Below are 15,266 nucleotides of genomic sequence, written 5' to 3'. Positions count from 1 at the left end.
GGCATCGATCCAACCCTATCGCACGCCGGTGTGACCGCGCTCTTCGATCACGAAGTTCCAACGGCACGCCAGACAGACCTCGACACGAAACAGCCGAACATCCGGCACCGCGTCGAGCGCCTCCTCGACGAGCGTGCCCCCGACGACCTGGCCCTCGTGCGGGAGCCCCTTGCCGAAGGCGAATGCAACCTCACGCAACGCATCGGCAGCACACACAGGACACACGACCCCTCGGGGAATGCCGAACGCGCTCGCCGCACGCGAGAGCTCGAAACCGGCATCACACACGTCTTCTCTGACGATGGTTCCGGCAGCGAGGGCGCGCAGCGTTCGCCACCTGAGTAGGCGGTGATCGACGCTGGTGGCCAGCCGACCACCGACCTCGCGCGCGCGACCTTGATCCACGACGCCATGGTAGCGCCTCCACCGCACGATGGCCGGAATCAGGGTTTCGGCCGCTATATCGAATCGATATCTCGTATCAGCCACTATGCTACGCACCATGGTCTCGTCCGAGCGCGCGAAAGAGCTGACGGCGGTCGAACTCGCGACGCTCGTCGTGCTCGAGGCGGCGCCGGCCCATGGGTACGAGGTCGCCCGTCGGCTCCAGGCGACCTTCGGGGAGATCGGTCGCTTCTCGTACGGTTCGATCTATCCGGCGCTCGCTCGCTTGGCGCGCAGTGGGCTCATCGCCTCCGTCGGTGCGGTGGGTCGCCTCGATCCAGCTCGCCTCCCCGGCGTCCTCGCGGCCGAGTTGGTCCTGGCTGCCAGCACCGCAGGTGGCCGGAGCCGACGGACCTATCGCATCACCGACGAGGGACGTGCGCGCCTGCGCACCGCGCTCGAGTTCGCCGACATGGCCGACGATCGCATCGCGACCATCGCGCTGGTGGCGAGTTCGCTGGTCGCGCCAGAGACGCGCCGCGCACTGCTGCGCGGTCGTCGGCGCAGCCTCGTCGAGCGTCTCGAGGAGCTCGACCGGCTCGAGCAGGAGATGCCCGACCTCTGGCTCGACATCGTCCGGGCACGCACGGCCTCGGAACTCGCGGTCCTCGACGCCGCGCCGGCTGGCTACGGCGCATCGACGACCTCGTGACGATGCGAACGTCGTCACATGCGGCCGACGACGGCGAGCCATCGACGCTCAGACCATCGGCGCTCAGAAAGGAGAAGGGGAACAGAATGGGAACGATTCGCCTCGCGATTGCCGGGGTCGGCAACTGCGCGAGCTCGCTGGTGCAAGGCATCGAGTACTACCGGAACGCCACTGACGACCAAGACGTACCGGGCCTGATGCACGTCACGCTCGGGGGTTACCACGTGCGCGACATCGAGGTCGTCGCCGCCTTCGACGTCGACGACGAGAAGGTCGGCCTCGACGTGTCGAAGGCCGTCTTCGCGAGCCACAACAACACCATCAAGTTCGCCGACGTCCCCGAGGCGGGTGTCACCGTCGATCGTGGACCGACGCTCGATGGCCTCGGCACCTACTACCGCCAAGTCGTCACCGAGTCGCCCCTCCCGCCCGTCGACGTCGCGGCGCGTCTGCGAGAGGCCCGTGCTGACGTCCTCGTCGCCTACCTGCCGGTCGGCTCCGAGCAAGCCCAACGTGCCTATGCCGAGGCCGCACTCGAGGCGGGGGTCGCCTTCGTGAACGCGATCCCTGTCTTCATCGCCTCTGACCCGGTCTGGGCAGAGCGCTTCCGTGAGGCTGGCGTTCCCATCATCGGCGACGACATCAAGAGCCAGGTCGGTGCGACCATCGTCCATCGCATGCTGGCTCGCCTCTTCGAAGATCGCGGACTCGTCCTCGATCGCACCTACCAGCTCAACGTCGGCGGCAATATGGACTTCATGAACATGCTCGAGCGCTCGCGACTCGAGTCGAAGAAGATCTCGAAGACGCAGTCGGTGACGAGCCAGATCGAGCACGGCATCGACTCCCACAACGTCCACATCGGCCCGTCCGACCACGTCGCGTGGCTCGAGGACCGCAAGTGGGCCTACATCCGCCTCGAGGGCCGCAACTTCGGAGACGTACCGCTGAACGTCGAGCTCAAGCTCGAGGTCTGGGACTCGCCGAACTCGGCCGGGGTCATCATCGACGCCGTTCGCTGCGCCAAGATCGCCCTCGACCGCGGCATCGGCGGGCCCCTCGAAGGACCCTCGGCCTACTTCATGAAGTCACCGCCGCGCCAGCTCCACGACGAGGATGCGCGACGCGCGGTGGAGGAGTTCGCCCGCGGCGACGCCGATCGCTAGACGCGCTCTTCGCTCACCACTGGCCCGCTGGGAACGTCCGGCGGGCCAGCGGCGCTTGGGCGCCGATGATGATCGCAGCGACCGCCGCGAGCACCGCACCGTAGACGAACGCCACACCTCCGTGGGAGGCATACAGCAGACCCGCGACGACGTCAGCGACGAAGAGCCCGACGCTCCGCGCCGCCGAGAGCGCACCGAGCGCACCTCCTTGAGCCGCGTCCGGTGCCAGTCGCGAGATGACGGTCGGCTCCAACGTCTCGATGACGCCGAGCCCCACCCCGAGGAGTCCAACCCCGATGATCGAGACCATCGCGCTCTCGGGCACGAGGAGCGCCGAGCCAAGTGCCGAGAGGCCGTAGCCGCCAAGCGCGAGCCAACCGATCGGGGACCCGCGGCGCGCACCGATGACGTAGCCAGTGATCGCCGAGGCGCCGAGGAACAAGGCATAGGCGCCGAAGCCCTCGGTGGCAGATCCTGAGCGCGCCGCGACCGCGAGGACCGGAAAGCCGAGCGCATAGGAGCTGAAGCCATAGAGGGCGGTCGCGACGAGGACTGCACGACGAAGCGTGCTCGCCGGCGCCGTCGGGACGTCGCGACGCGCGCCGGCGCCGCCCGTACGGTGCGGGTGCGCGCTGGCGAGCAGCAGGCTCGAGATCGCGATCGGGATCGCGGTGAAGGCGAACAGGCCCCGCAGACCGACGACGTGCGCACCGACGAGCACGACCGCCGCAAGCGCGGAGAGCACGCCGCCACCCACGTCGACGGCGTGCAGAAGGCCGAATGCATTGCGGCGCCACTCCGGCGCGACGGCTTCGGTGAGCATGGCCCGGCGAACCGGCGAGCGGAAGTTGCGCGCGAGCCAGCCCAGCACGAAGAGCAGGACGACGATGGGGACACTTCTCGCCAGAGCGATCAGCGACAGGAGCAAGATGCCGAGGTTGCCGCCGATCGCAACCGGACGTCGACCGATGCGGTCGGCGAGCCGACCACCCGCGAGCGACGCGAACGTCCCCAGCCCGTAGCCGAGGCCGGCGGCGACGCCGTACACCAGGGCGCTCGCACGCAGGTCGACGACGATCAGCAGCGGTACTCCGGCGACGATCGCCTGGTAGCCGAGGTCGGCAAAACCAGCGGACAACGAGATCAGCCACACATCACGGTTACGCCACGTTGCTGCTTGGGTCATGCATCGAGCCTACGTGCGATCGCTCGCCAGGGGTTTCGGCCCCAGTCGCCCCGCTCGTCGCACTAGCGTCGAGACGTCTCGACCGCAAGGGGGCAGCGATGGACCTGCACGACTATCTCGACGCGCGCACCCGCGACGACGCTCTCTCGGGTGGTGCCCGCCGCATCCCGATCCACACGCCTCGAGGGACCTTCTCGGTGTGGACCAAGCGAGTGGGCAACGCCCCTGACCTGCGAGTCCTGCTGCTCCACGGCGGTCCCGGCGCGACGAGCGAGTACTTCGAGTGCTTCGACAGCTACCTGCCGCTCGCTGCGATCGAGTACATCTACTACGACCAGCTCGGCTGCGGCCGCAGCGACCGTCCCGACGACCCCAGCCTCTGGACACTCGATCGCTACGTCGACGAGGTGGAACAGGTTCGACGAGCCCTCGGCCTCGACGCGTCCAACTTCGTGCTGCTCGGGCACTCCTGGGGAGGCATCCTCGCCATGGAGTACGCCATCCGACACGGCGACACGCTCCGAGGGCTGGTCATCTCCAACATGATGGCGAGTGCTCCCGCCTACAACCGTTACGCCGACGAGGTCCTCATCCCGGCCCTCGACCCAGCGATCGTCGCCGAAGCACGAGCGCTCGAGGCCGCCGGCGACACCGAGAGCGGCCGCTACGAGGAACTGCTCATGGGGAGCTACTACCTCGAACACACGCTGCGCATGCCGCTCGACGAGTGGCCCGAGCCGGTGGTACGCGCCTTCGCCCACACCAATCGCGACATCTACGTGCCGATGCAGGGCCCGAGCGAGATGGGCATGGCGGGCGACGCCTCGCTGAAGGACTGGGATCGCTTCGACGATCTGGTATCCATCGAGGTGCCGACGCTCGTCATCGGCGCGACTCATGACACCATGGACCCGGACCACATGCGCCAGATGGCAGAGCGTCTCCCGCAGGGCCAGTTCCTCCTATGTCCGAACGGGAGCCACATGTGCATGTACGACGACCAGGCGACCTACATGGCGGGGCTCATCGAGTTCCTCACCGCACTGCGCGAGAGGGCGTAGCTGCGTCGACGACGCCCCTGGTGAGCTCGCTCCCCCGCCTCACCTCCTGCGATCGCCATCGCCTGGGCCGCCCACGCACGGCGCAGGCACCGGCGGCCATGGTCGAGGGCGTGGCGTCCACGGAGGCGATCTCATCGCCGCAGCGGATCCTCCCACGACCGTTGCTGTCCCCCCTCCAGGGTGACACCTGCGAGAGGAGGAAGGCATGAACGAGACACCTAGCCAGACCCGAGCGACGGCCGTGGTCGCCAGCCGGTCTCTCGGCTGCGAGGCTCGCTCGGCGGAAGTTCACGGCCGTGGCCAGACGGCCGCATCCGCCACGATCCGCTCGAGACGGCCAACAGCCGCCTCGAGGATGGGGAGGTCCTCGTTGACGGTGGCGGCAAGGATGGCGTGCGAGGCGTCGAAGTAGCGATGGGCGAGACGGTCTCGCATGCCGGCGATCTGCGCCCAGGGGAGGGCTGGCTCCTGTGCGAGCAGCTCCTGGGGGAGAGCCTTGACGGCTTGGCCGATCTCGATGAGCCGGACTCGTACCGCGTCGACGACGAGCCCGTCATTGAGGTCACCACGCTCGAGGTGTGAGCGGATGACGGCGATGGCGACGAGAATGTCCTGAAGGCGCTGACGTTCCCGAGGGCTCACAGTGGCACTGCCTCGCTGAGAACCTCGGCAGCGACGCCAGCCTTGAGATCGCTCGCCGGTACCAGGTCCACGTGGACTCCGAGGAGCTGTTCGACCTCAGCCTGGCAGCGTCCAAGAGTCACGAGGCCCACTCCGCCAGGCACGTCGACGAGAAGATCGATGTCGCTGTCTGGACCCGCATCGCCGCGGGCGACGCTCCCGAACAAGCGGGCGTTGCGCAGTCCGTAGCGGGCCAGGATCCTCTGGAGCTCGGCGCGGCGGTCTCGCAGCCGCTGGCCGAGTTCACCGCCTGGCGCTGCGGCCCCCGCAGGTTCGGACAGCTCCATCCGCAGCTCGGCGCCCGCGGCGGCGACCAGACGAGCCAGCATCGACACCGATGGCTGGCGCGCACCGGACTCGTACGCACTGACGACGCTCTGCGTCACCCCGGCGCGTCGACCTAGTTCCGCCTGCGTCAGCCCGGCACGACGTCGGGCCTCCCTCAGCACCTCGCCGACGCTGTCCATGCCGCCACCATAGCGGATTGTCGATATTCCAAGGTGCGGACGTGTCGGTTACCGTCCAGTGCGACCGGTCGTTGCACTGGAGCCATGCCTCTCCCGTACGGTACGCGCGCTCAGCGCGATGCTCGGGCTTCGCCAGTCGGTAGGCAGGATCGCGACCTGCGACGACAACGCCGTGGCCGAGGCCTTCTTCGGGAGCTTGCGAGCGCGAGCTGGTAGCTTGCGGCCGCTTCGCCAACCTCGCCGGGGCCCCCTCTGGCATCGCTCCCTGGATCCGGCGCCCCAACACTGTCCGGCTGCACTCGCGCCTCGGGTACGTGCCGCCGGTCGAGTCGGAGCTTGCCTGGGCCCGCGGGGAGATGGCCCTGGCTTCACCTCGGACTGTCGAGCAGACGGCGGGAAGGCCACCGATCGACGGTCCGAGCAGCTCGAGCGGGACGCGTCGAGCATCGCAGTCAGGGTGGAAGGACCTTCCAGCAGACTGGGGCTGCGGTTCGAAGGAATCCAGCTGGCACCCCGACACAGCCGTCCCGCGACAGGCCCGCGACCTCGTGTGGTGCCGATGCGGTGCGAACGCCCGGATCGCCGACCGGTCCGCCGAAACAACCCTCGTCAGGACGGTGGGGCTAGCTGGAATCGAACCAGCGACCTCAGCATTATCAGTGCTGCGCTCTAACCGGCTGAGCTATAGCCCCGGGATCTCCGATCATACCCGTTCGCGCCCGCGGACCAGCGCAAGGCGTGCCATCGGCACGGACCGGGAGTTCGCTCATGACGACGCACGAGCCACTCAGTCGCGATGGTTTCCCGTCGGCCTCGCTCGACACACCACCGCCTCCACGCTCGTCACGATGATGTCGCTGAGATCGGGGGCCAGCATCCACCACTCGTGGGGGTTGGAGAACGCAATGGAGACGCCGGGAGCACGCGTCTCGCGCAAGATCGGGATGCTCATGCCTCGCTCCACCAGTCCTCGCACCGCACCGGCGGTTTGGGAGACGACCTCTGCGAGTTGCCGACCGACCGGAGAGACGTAGTTGTAGCCCGAGTAGTAGGCCACGTAACGACCACCGAGCGAGTACCCGAGATGGACGAAGACGTCTGGCGCGACATCGTTGATCGTCCGGGCAAGTTCCGACTGCACGTCGCTGACGAGCACGACGGAGCGGCCCCCTCGGCGACGCACCCGAGCCGCGACGAGATCCGCGACGCCTTCGAGCGCCGCCTCGGCGGCGACGACGACCGCGACGTCACTGAACCGAGAGTGACGGTCGGCGCGGCTGAGTCGCTCGATCACGCCATGTACGTGCGCACCGTGATGCAGATCGACCCGTCGCAGCTCCTCGATGGTCGCCGCACCACACATGCCGTCGGCAGGCAGGCCCATATTGGCCTGGAACTCCATAAGCGCACTGCGCGTGCGCGGACCGAAGATGCCGTCGACTCGACCAGGGTCGAACCCGAGTGAGCCCAGCTTGCCTTGGAGCCAGGCAACGTCGTCGCCACGGAGCGCAGGCCGCTTGAGATAGAGGAGACGATCACCGATACGAAACCCCGCCTCGACGACCGCGCGCCACGTCACGAGATCGACCACCCCGGTCTCTGGCAGACCGCGACGTCGTTGGAAGGCCACGATGGCCTCGGCCACCTCATCGTCGAACTCGTCACGAACCTCGAGCTCGAACCCGAGGCGCCGCAACCGTCGACACAAGTCCTCGACACGCTCGCTGCGCTCGCCCCCTCGCAAAGAGACGAACGGCACGGGGACGTGCCCAGGCGCTAGTCCTCGAGAGCCGGCTGGAGTTCCTTCAGCAGGGCTCGCTTCGGCATCGCGCCGATCACTCGCTTCACCGGCTCGCCCTCCTTGAAGAGCATCAGCGTCGGGATGCTCATGATCTCGAAGCGACGAGCGATCTCGAGCGACTCGTCCACGTTGAGCTTGCCGATCACCAGCTTGTCGCTCATCTCGTCGGCCAGCTCCTCGAGGATCGGGTCGATCATCTTGCATGGCCCGCACCACTCTGCCCAGAAATCGACCAGGACCGGTAGCTCTGATGCCTTGACCGTCTCGTCGAAGTTCTTGTCCGTGAGGATGACCTCATGTCCCGCCATCGCGCACCTCCCTTATCTTGTTGCATCAGCAACGAACGCCCCCTGCGACCCGATGCTTCCCGCTACTCGCGCGCAGCAAGGAACCGCTCCACGTCGAGCGCCGCCTGACAGCCAGAGCCCGCAGCGGTGATCGCTTGACGATAGGTGTGATCCTGCACGTCCCCGGCTGCGAACACGCCGTCGACGCTCGTCTCGGTCGAGCCAGGCTTCGTGATCAGATACCCCGCATCGTCCATCTCCAGCTGACCCTTGACGATCTCCGTGCTCGGGGCGTGGCCGATCGCGATGAACAGTCCAGTGACTCCGAGATCCTCGCGCTCGCCGGTCACGGTGTCCTCGGTGCGAACACCGACCAGGACACCGTCGCGCTCGAGCAGTTCGACGACGCGACGGTTCCATGCGAACCGAATCTTCTCGTTCGCGAAGGCCCGCTGCTGCATGATGCGCGACGCACGCAGCTGATCACGGCGATGGATGATGGTCACACTGGAAGCGAACTTGGTGAGGAACAGCGCCTCCTCGAGCGCCGAGTCACCGCCCCCGACCACCGCGATGTCGTGGCCACGGAAGAAGAAGCCGTCGCACGTCGCGCAGGTCGACACCCCGTGGCCGATCAGTTCGTACTCGCGTTCGAGTCCCAGCATGAGCGAGCGAGCCCCGGTCGCCATGATCACCGCGTCGGCGAGATAAGCCGGCTCGCCGCTTCGATCGTCGTTGGTGTGGACCGCGAACGGCCGCTCCGCAAGATCGAGCCGGGAGACCTTGGTGCCCCGAAAGCGCGCCCCGAAGCGCTCCGCCTGCTGCCGCATGTTGGCCATGAGCTCGGGGCCAAGGATGCCTTCGGGGAACCCTGGGAAGTTCTCGATCTCGGTGGTCAGCATCAGCTGGCCCCCAGGCTGGTCGGACGTCGAGGAGGGCTCTCCCTCGATGACGACCGGCTCGAGCGACGCTCGCGCGGCGTAGATCGCGGCAGTGAGGCCAGCTGGACCCGACCCGATGATGACGACCTTGACGTGCTCAGGCACGACTACCTCCTCAACGTGGTGCGCTGGTTCAAGCGCCGAGACGCCGACGCGCACGTCCCATCCGCCGCCACGCCACGGCCGATCCGGCGAGCGAGAGGGCTGCGACGACGAACTCAGTGATCCAGACTCGATTGCCGAAGGCATACGCATCGAGCAGCTTCACGACGGCGTCGATCGACAAGATGAGCACCACGACACCGACCGCAGCCGCGAGCAGTCCGTACACCAGCACACGGGCCACGAACGCCGCCGGATCGACGGTCCGCGACCGAATGAGCGACACCGCTTCGCCAACCCAGGTAGCGACGCGAGCCGCGACGTCCGGCTGCTCCCCTCCCGTTTCGAAGGTCGCCATGCTGGCTCCTCTCTGGGCTCGTCTCACGGACTCTGGTGTGGCCGCTCTCGCGTGGAACGCTCCCAGCCTACCTGGAGGCCACGAGAGCGGAGACTCCAAGTGCTCGTGGACCGGCGTGGGTGCCGATCGTCGCACCCATCACCGCAACTGCCACCGTGGCGGGATCGACTGCCGCTGCGCGAGCGACGCGCTCGACGACCTCGTCGACGTCGTCAGCGAGCGCGTGCACGACGCCGAGCCGCGTCAGCGGACCGAGGCCCTCGACCCAGTCGACGAGATCGTCGATCGCTCGACGCCGCGTGCGCTGGCGACCGCCCGGCTTCACCTCGCCGTCGGTGATGTCGATCATTGGCTTGAACGACATCACCGTGCCGAGCAGCGCTGCTGCCGCGCCGATGCGTCCGCCTCGGCGGAGGTTCTCGAGCGTGTCGAGGGTGCCACGGGTTCTCGCGCGCGTCTTCACGTCCTCGACCGCTGCCGCGACCTCCTCGAGATCCGCACCGCTCGCAGCGAGGCGTGCTGCTTCCTCGACGATCAGGCCTTCTGTGAGGGTGAGGGTCTCGGAGTCGATCACCCGCACCCGACCGCCATAGTCTCGCGAGGCGTGCTCGGCAGCCTGGAAGGTCGCGGAGAGCTTGCGCGTCAAGGTGATGGCCACCACGCCTTCAGCGCCCTCACCGAGCGCGCGTTCGAAGACGGCCGCGAACTGCGCCGACGATGGGGCCGCGGTCTTCGGCAGCTCCGACTGGGCCGCCTGGAGCTCCCAGAAACGCTCGCGCGGGAGCTCGGTGCCGTCGGCCCAGTCCCGACCACCGACCTCGATGGTGAGCGGCACGATCTGCACACCGAGCGCCTCTGCCACCCCGGCAGGAAGATCACTCGCTGAATCCGCAACGACGACGACGCTCACCGTCCGACTCCCCTCGCCACGGCCACTCGGATTGTGCGGAGGCCGATCACCGCAGCGCCGAAGACTACCACCCCCGCGACCAACCCGCCGAGGACACGCAGGGCAAAACCAAGGTTCGGCGCGACGAGCGTGCTAGGGAGGAGCGCGGCCAGCACGGCGCCACCGACGACACTTGCGACGGCGAGCTGCACCCACGAGCCGAGGAGCGGCGCGATGGGGCCGAGTCCCCGCAGCGAGCGAACGATGACGATCGCGACGATGGCGCCGATGGTGTAGGCGAGTCCCAGCGCGAGCCCGAGGCCCTCGACCCCCAGCGGACCGAGCGCGACGACGGCGAGGACGATGTTCAATCCGTTCTCGACCAGGTAGGCGACGAACGCAGCTCGAGCATTGCGCATGGCCTGGAGCGCCTGGATCAGCATCAGAAAGAGCGAGAAACCGGGCAACCCGACCGCCATGCCGCGGAGCGCACCCGCGATGAGGGCGACGCCGTGCTCGTTGACCGCCCCATAGCCGACGAGGAGATCGAGGCCGGCAGGTCCCCCCACCCACGCGAGCACCGCGAGAGGGATGGTGGCACCGACGCCGACGGCGAGCGCCTTGGCGAGATCACGCCGGAATCTCGCTCGATCGCCAGCTGCCCACGAGCGTGCGAGCCTGGGCTGGAGCGCACTCATCACGCTCAGCGACACCACCGCATACGGGAGCTGGAAGAACAGGTAGGCGTAGTTGTAGGCCGACACGTAGCCGGCCCGCGTCGCGGCAAGGGCGAGCACCACGAAGAGAGCGACCTGGTTGGCGACGACGTAGCCCGCCGTCCAGCCGGACAGCGAGACGACCTCGCGAACCGCGGGGTCGCTGACGCGCAGACGTGGACGCAGTCCGAGACCGAGCCTCGCCATCACCGGCATGAGCACGCCGAGCTGGGCCGCCACCCCGAGCGTCGTTCCGAGCCCGAGCAGCAGCACCGCGTCCGGACGGGAGGCGACCTCGTCGAGGGTGGCAGAGCCGTCAGCGACCCTGAACGCGACGAGCACCGCGATCGCCACGACGTTGTTCGCGATCGGCGCAAAGGCGGGGGCGGCAAAGTTGCCCCGCAGGTTGAGCGCCGCGGTGGCGAGGGAGATCGTGCCGTAGAAGAAGAGCTGCGGTGCAAACAAGCGCAACAGCTCGATCGCGACCGCGCGCTCCGTGCCCGCAGCCGCAAGATGGTCGCCGATGAGGTAGAGATCGACGACGGCCGGGGCGAGGACCTCGAAGAGCACCGTGGCCACGAGGAGGCCCACCACCCCGATCGTCATGATCGCAGCGAGCGAGCGCTCGCCGGCTCGCTCCCCCGCCCTCGCGATCCGAGCCGCCACGACGGGAAGGATCGTCGAGCTGATCACTCCACCGAGCAACAGGTCGTAGAGCATGTTCGGCGTGTTGTTCGCCAGGTTGAAGGCGTCGGCCAACGGACGCACCCCGAGCACCACCGCGAGGACGATCAGGCGCACGAACCCGCTGAGACGACTTGCCGCCGTCCCGATCGCCATGGCGGTGGCGTTCTCGCCCACCGAACGACCGCGACCGGCCAGCAGCCGCACGAGACGCGCCTGCACCATCAGCTCCGCTTCGCGTGTCGGCCCCGCTGGCGCCGACCCCGATTGCGAACCCACCACACGGCGAGCAGGGCTGCGGACGAACCGGTCAGCACGACGCCCACCACCGAGAAACCGGTCGAGTCCACCACGAGGACGTTCTGCCCGATGAGCTGCCCGGAGGGAGACTCGAGGCGAACCAGGAGCGGCGAGGTCCCGAGCGTGCGTGCCACGACAGGGATGGGCACCGTCACGGTCTTCGACGCCACGGTGACCGTGCGTGTCGAGCCCTCCGGGAACCGGAGCTTGGTGTCGACGAGCACGACTCGGATGCTGGCAGGGACCGATAGATGCGACGTGATGTCGATGGGCACCGTCTCGCGAGCGCTCGTGAGCGTCAGCTGATCGGAGGCGACCGTGATCGCATCCAGGGTGCGATCGATGGCGTGACGCGCCAGCTGGCTTGCCTCGGGATGAGCCAGGGCACCGAGCACCAACGCCGTGAGCTCCGGGCGGACCCCGGGCGCAGCCTCGGCGAGGGCCGCGGCACGACGCGCGGCGACGCGCAGGGCCTCGAGTGGGCGCGGGCACGCCCTCTCGGCGGCGACGTTCGGCCGAACGACGGTCGAGCTCGCGGTGGCCATCGCGCCATCGATGGTGGAGAGCTGGAGGAAGGGGAGGCTGCCCAGGCTTGCCAACCCGCGAGCGAACGCCGCCATACGCGCATCGCTCGCGACGGCGACGAGACCCGCGAGTACCCGCCCAGGTCTCGAGGGAGCTTCGAAGTAGACCTGTGCGAGTTCGGCCATGAGCAGCTGCGCCCCGAGAGGCTGCGTCACCGAGCTCAGCCCGTCGCTGACCATCGCAGAGGTGCCGAGTGCCACCACACCTGCGCCGAGGCGCACCGCGTTGCTGAGCGTCAGGACCGGCGACGCCGACGCAAGGGCCGACGCCGGGAGGATGACCTCGTGGATACCGAGCGCTCGGAGGCTTTCGAGTTCGTCCGACGTCGGCACGGTGGCGAACGCGAGCGGCGCGCTGGCCGTGCCAACGACGGTACGCGCCAGCTGAACCGACGATGCGAACGACGACAAGGGCCCGAGCGCCCCCACACACGCGCGTGCGACGCCAACGGTGGGCGCGAGCAGAGATGCACGAAGAGGCACGGCGTGCGCGAGCGAGCGCAGCGCTCCGAGGCCAACCGGGCCTTCGGCGCTCACTCCGACCTGGACGCTCGGGTCTCGGGCGAGGAGTTCCTCGATCGCCGACGCTGTCACGGCAGGGGTCTCGGCGATGACCCCGACGGCGAGGTGCAGCGGAACGACGCCGCTCAGCGTCGAGAAGTACGGCACCGCGAACGTCACGGACGCCAGGGTCTGCCCGCTCACCGCGCTCGCGACCCGAAGCTGCACCGGGTAGACGCCGCTGCAGCTCGTGCCACAGCCGCTGGCAGGGATCGGGTCTGGCACCACCAGGTGCATCTGGGAGGCGTGCGGGGACACGGCGACGGCGTGGGTGATCCCGATCGGGTACCCGAGCTGTGCGCCCGAGAGCACCGCACCAAGGCCGCTCACCGACGTCGTGGCGGGATAGACGACGAAGAAAGCCTCCGCGTCGTGGAGACGATGCGCGAGGCGAAAGGTCGCCGCGATCGGCTGCGAGCCGACGACGACGCCGGGCGCCGAGACCACGGTCACGGCCTCCCGCGCGGTACTGACGAGCGCTGCGCCCCTGGGCAACCACACACCCAGCACGACGAGGGCGAGGAGGAGGACGAGACGACTAGTGATCCGGCCAGGCATAGATCGTGATGCCGTTCGGCTCCATCTCGAAGCCAAGCCGCTGGTAGAGGCGAAGGGCGGTCTCGTTCGATCGTTGTGTGTTGACACCGACTCGGCGCGCTCTCCATCTCTTCGCCCACCGCAGGCCATCGACGATCAATCGCGTCGCGAGCCCCCGGCCCTGGTAGCGAGGGTCGACCGCGATGCGTTGGAGGTAGCCCTCACCGGCGCCAAGGCCGAAGATAGCGTACCCAACAACTCGATCGTCGTCGGCGCTCGCAAGTACCCGGAAGCGAGTGCGAGGCGTTGCCTGGAGCGCCTCGCGAAGCGCCGCCTCGTTCATCATCCAGAACGGCTCGAAGCACCGATGGTCGACCTCGAGCAGCTCTGCGGTGTCGGCCGCCCTCCCGCGCCGCATCTCGACGCCCCGGGCCGTGTGGGGTACCGGCGGGAGCTCGAGTGACCCTCGTCGAAACAAGACGTAGAGTTCGTCGACGAGGACCCACCCTGCTGCGTCGAGCGCAAGACGCTGCGCAGGAGTCGTCGCCTGTACGAGAAATCGGCGCCAACCGCGGGCGGCTGCTGCACGACGAGCGATGTCGAGCCACGCCGGATCACGCAGCCACAGCGCCGGTGCGAGGCCGAGCAGCACGGCGCCGTCGAAGCCATACCACGGAGACAGCCGGACACTGCGGCCCGCGACCTGCACGGTGGCCGGCTCTGGGTATGGGTGAGCGAACGGGGTTCCGATGAGGCCTATGGTAGCTGACCTCCGACTCGGGTCGAGAAGCCCCCGTGGCGTAGGATGACGCTGTGGGCCGGATCCTCTACGCCACGCACGAACGGTTCTTGGAGCACGACGCTGGAGCGTGGCACCCAGAGCGTGCCGAGCGACTCGAGGTCGTCCGCCATGCGCTCAGCCACTTCGAGGACGCCGTCACGATCGTCACGCCGACACCTGCACCCCGAGCCGCCATCGAAGCGGTCCACACCCCAGCGCACGTCGAGGCACTGGAGCGTTACTGCCTCATGGGTGGCGGTCCGATCGACCCCGACACCTCGGTGAACGACGCGTCGTTCGAGGCCGCCCAGCTCGCCGCGGGCGCTGGGCTCGACGCGATCGAGCGGCTTCGACAGGGCGAGGCCGACGCCGCCTTCCTCGCCGTACGACCGCCCGGCCACCATGCCACGGTCGACCAGGCCATGGGGTTCTGCCTCCTCAACAACGTCGCCATCGCCGCCCAGGCGCTGATCGACCAGGGCGAGCGCGTCCTCATTCTCGATATCGATGCGCACCATGGCAACGGCACCGCCGCGATCTTCGAGCGCGAACCTCGTGTGCTCTACGTCTCCACACACCAGTACCCCTTGTTCCCAGGGACTGGGCGCATCGGCGACGTCGGGGATGGCCCTGGGGTCGGCACCACGATCAACCTGCCGCTCCCCCCGCAGACGTCGGGCCAGACGGCACGGGCACTCCTCGAAACCATCGCGCTCCCCGCCATCACCACGTTCGGCCCGACGTGGGCGATCGTGTCCGCTGGCTACGACGCCCATCGCGACGATCCGCTCACCGAACTCGACTTTCGCGCCCCCGACTATGCACCATTGATCGCCATCGCGCGCGACGCCGTTCCCCCAGGCCGCCTGATCCTCGCGCTCGAGGGTGGCTACGACCTCGAAGCGCTCGAGCACTCGACGCTGGTCACGTTCGCGACGCTCCTGCATGCGGCGGTCGACGTCGGTGAGGCCCCGAGCCGCGATGTCGACCACGAGCTCGTGACGACCCTCCAACGGCTGCATCGTGCCGCACTCGAGCGAGGTCTCGCGAACGAGCGCGGGTAGCCTC

General features: G+C 68.3%; 16 protein-coding genes and 1 tRNA gene. 4 read left to right on the top strand and 13 right to left on the bottom strand.

Annotated features, from left to right (window positions below; all coding sequences use genetic code 11):
- Positions 1-15 precede the first annotated feature (15 nt).
- Positions 16-405, bottom strand: coding sequence for a DUF5318 family protein (locus AFER_RS10615; protein WP_012784133.1), 390 nt, complete (start codon positions 403-405; stop codon positions 16-18).
- Positions 406-502: 97 nt separating this feature from the next.
- Here AFER_RS10615 and AFER_RS10610 point away from each other — a divergent pair, with 97 nt between their 5' ends.
- Together AFER_RS10610 and AFER_RS00185 are read left to right on the top strand one after the other, a co-directional pair.
- On the top strand, positions 503-1,096 hold the full coding sequence (locus tag AFER_RS10610; RefSeq protein WP_012784132.1) for a PadR family transcriptional regulator: 594 nt from the start codon (positions 503-505) through the stop codon (positions 1,094-1,096).
- 86 nt (positions 1,097-1,182) lie between these two features.
- Complete coding sequence (locus tag AFER_RS00185) at positions 1,183-2,262, top strand: inositol-3-phosphate synthase (RefSeq protein WP_012784131.1); 1,080 nt, start codon at positions 1,183-1,185, stop codon at positions 2,260-2,262.
- Between the two features lie 13 nt (positions 2,263-2,275).
- Here AFER_RS00185 and AFER_RS00180 read toward each other — a convergent pair whose 3' ends face one another.
- Positions 2,276-3,448, bottom strand: a complete 1,173-nt coding sequence (locus AFER_RS00180) for an MFS transporter (protein WP_012784130.1) — start codon at positions 3,446-3,448, stop codon at positions 2,276-2,278.
- Between the two features lie 98 nt (positions 3,449-3,546).
- On the opposite strand from AFER_RS00180, the gene AFER_RS00175 reads away from it, so the two are divergent.
- Positions 3,547-4,509, top strand: a complete 963-nt coding sequence (locus AFER_RS00175) for a proline iminopeptidase-family hydrolase (RefSeq protein ID WP_012784129.1) — start codon at positions 3,547-3,549, stop codon at positions 4,507-4,509.
- Positions 4,510-4,797: 288 nt separating this feature from the next.
- On the opposite strand, the gene AFER_RS00170 is transcribed toward AFER_RS00175, so the two are convergent.
- The 11 genes from AFER_RS00170 to AFER_RS10600 form a co-directional block, all read right to left on the bottom strand.
- Positions 4,798-5,151, bottom strand: a complete 354-nt coding sequence (locus AFER_RS00170) for a HepT-like ribonuclease domain-containing protein (RefSeq protein ID WP_012784128.1) — start codon at positions 5,149-5,151, stop codon at positions 4,798-4,800.
- Positions 5,148-5,657 (bottom strand): type II toxin-antitoxin system RelB family anti-toxin, encoded by a 510-nt coding sequence (locus tag AFER_RS00165; protein ID WP_012784127.1) that lies wholly within the window; start codon positions 5,655-5,657, stop codon positions 5,148-5,150. Before AFER_RS00165 ends, AFER_RS00170 begins: the two co-directional genes overlap by 4 nt.
- Positions 5,658-6,275: 618 nt before the next feature.
- A tRNA-Ile gene (locus tag AFER_RS00160) sits at positions 6,276-6,349 on the bottom strand.
- A gap of 95 nt (positions 6,350-6,444) precedes the next feature.
- On the bottom strand, positions 6,445-7,416 hold the full coding sequence (locus AFER_RS10605; protein WP_012784126.1) for a peptidoglycan-binding protein: 972 nt from the start codon (positions 7,414-7,416) through the stop codon (positions 6,445-6,447).
- Between the two features lie 17 nt (positions 7,417-7,433).
- Positions 7,434-7,766, bottom strand: coding sequence for a thioredoxin (gene trxA / locus AFER_RS00150; RefSeq protein ID WP_012784125.1), 333 nt, complete (start codon positions 7,764-7,766; stop codon positions 7,434-7,436).
- Between the two features lie 62 nt (positions 7,767-7,828).
- The gene (trxB, locus tag AFER_RS00145) at positions 7,829-8,791 is read right to left on the bottom strand and encodes a thioredoxin-disulfide reductase (RefSeq protein ID WP_012784124.1); all 963 of its coding nucleotides are present in this window, start codon (positions 8,789-8,791) and stop codon (positions 7,829-7,831) included.
- Positions 8,792-8,819: 28 nt separating this feature from the next.
- Complete coding sequence (locus AFER_RS11850) at positions 8,820-9,146, bottom strand: hypothetical protein (protein ID WP_012784123.1); 327 nt, start codon at positions 9,144-9,146, stop codon at positions 8,820-8,822.
- A 67-nt stretch (positions 9,147-9,213) separates the two neighbouring features.
- Entirely contained in the window at positions 9,214-10,056 is an 843-nt protein-coding gene (locus tag AFER_RS00135; protein ID WP_012784122.1) for a DegV family protein, read from the bottom strand.
- Entirely contained in the window at positions 10,053-11,660 is a 1,608-nt protein-coding gene (gene murJ, locus AFER_RS00130) for a murein biosynthesis integral membrane protein MurJ (protein ID WP_012784121.1), read from the bottom strand. Before murJ ends, AFER_RS00135 begins: the two co-directional genes overlap by 4 nt.
- Positions 11,660-13,438, bottom strand: coding sequence for a hypothetical protein (locus AFER_RS00125; protein WP_012784120.1), 1,779 nt, complete (start codon positions 13,436-13,438; stop codon positions 11,660-11,662). The genes murJ and AFER_RS00125 overlap by 1 nt, the downstream gene beginning before the upstream one ends.
- A complete protein-coding gene (locus AFER_RS10600) occupies positions 13,419-14,126 on the bottom strand; it encodes a GNAT family N-acetyltransferase (protein WP_012784119.1) in 708 nt (235 codons plus the stop codon). The genes AFER_RS00125 and AFER_RS10600 overlap by 20 nt, the downstream gene beginning before the upstream one ends.
- A 104-nt stretch (positions 14,127-14,230) precedes the next feature.
- Here AFER_RS10600 and AFER_RS00115 point away from each other — a divergent pair, with 104 nt between their 5' ends.
- On the top strand, positions 14,231-15,262 hold the full coding sequence (locus tag AFER_RS00115; RefSeq protein WP_012784118.1) for a histone deacetylase family protein: 1,032 nt from the start codon (positions 14,231-14,233) through the stop codon (positions 15,260-15,262).
- The last annotated feature ends 4 nt before the right edge of the window (positions 15,263-15,266 follow it).

The organism is Acidimicrobium ferrooxidans DSM 10331 (genome assembly GCF_000023265.1).
In the GTDB taxonomy this organism is placed as follows: Bacteria; Actinomycetota; Acidimicrobiia; order Acidimicrobiales; family Acidimicrobiaceae; genus Acidimicrobium; species Acidimicrobium ferrooxidans.
This window is presented reverse-complemented; position numbering and strand designations above follow the sequence as displayed.

Excerpts from the sequence above, each read along its gene's own strand:
- AFER_RS10610 (WP_012784132.1), top strand. The coding sequence starts at position 503 with ATGGTCTCGTCCGAGCGCGCGAAAGAGCTGACGGCGGTCGAACTCGCG.
- AFER_RS00185 (WP_012784131.1), top strand. The coding sequence starts at position 1,183 with ATGGGAACGATTCGCCTCGCGATTGCCGGGGTCGGCAACTGCGCGAGC.
- AFER_RS00180 (WP_012784130.1), bottom strand. The coding sequence starts at position 3,448 with ATGACCCAAGCAGCAACGTGGCGTAACCGTGATGTGTGGCTGATCTCG.
- AFER_RS00175 (WP_012784129.1), top strand. The coding sequence starts at position 3,547 with ATGGACCTGCACGACTATCTCGACGCGCGCACCCGCGACGACGCTCTC.
- AFER_RS00165 (WP_012784127.1), bottom strand. The coding sequence starts at position 5,657 with ATGGACAGCGTCGGCGAGGTGCTGAGGGAGGCCCGACGTCGTGCCGGG.
- trxA (WP_012784125.1), bottom strand. The coding sequence starts at position 7,766 with ATGGCGGGACATGAGGTCATCCTCACGGACAAGAACTTCGACGAGACG.
- AFER_RS11850 (WP_012784123.1), bottom strand. The coding sequence starts at position 9,146 with ATGGCGACCTTCGAAACGGGAGGGGAGCAGCCGGACGTCGCGGCTCGC.
- murJ (WP_012784121.1), bottom strand. The coding sequence starts at position 11,660 with ATGGTGCAGGCGCGTCTCGTGCGGCTGCTGGCCGGTCGCGGTCGTTCG.
- AFER_RS00125 (WP_012784120.1), bottom strand. The coding sequence starts at position 13,438 with ATGCCTGGCCGGATCACTAGTCGTCTCGTCCTCCTCCTCGCCCTCGTC.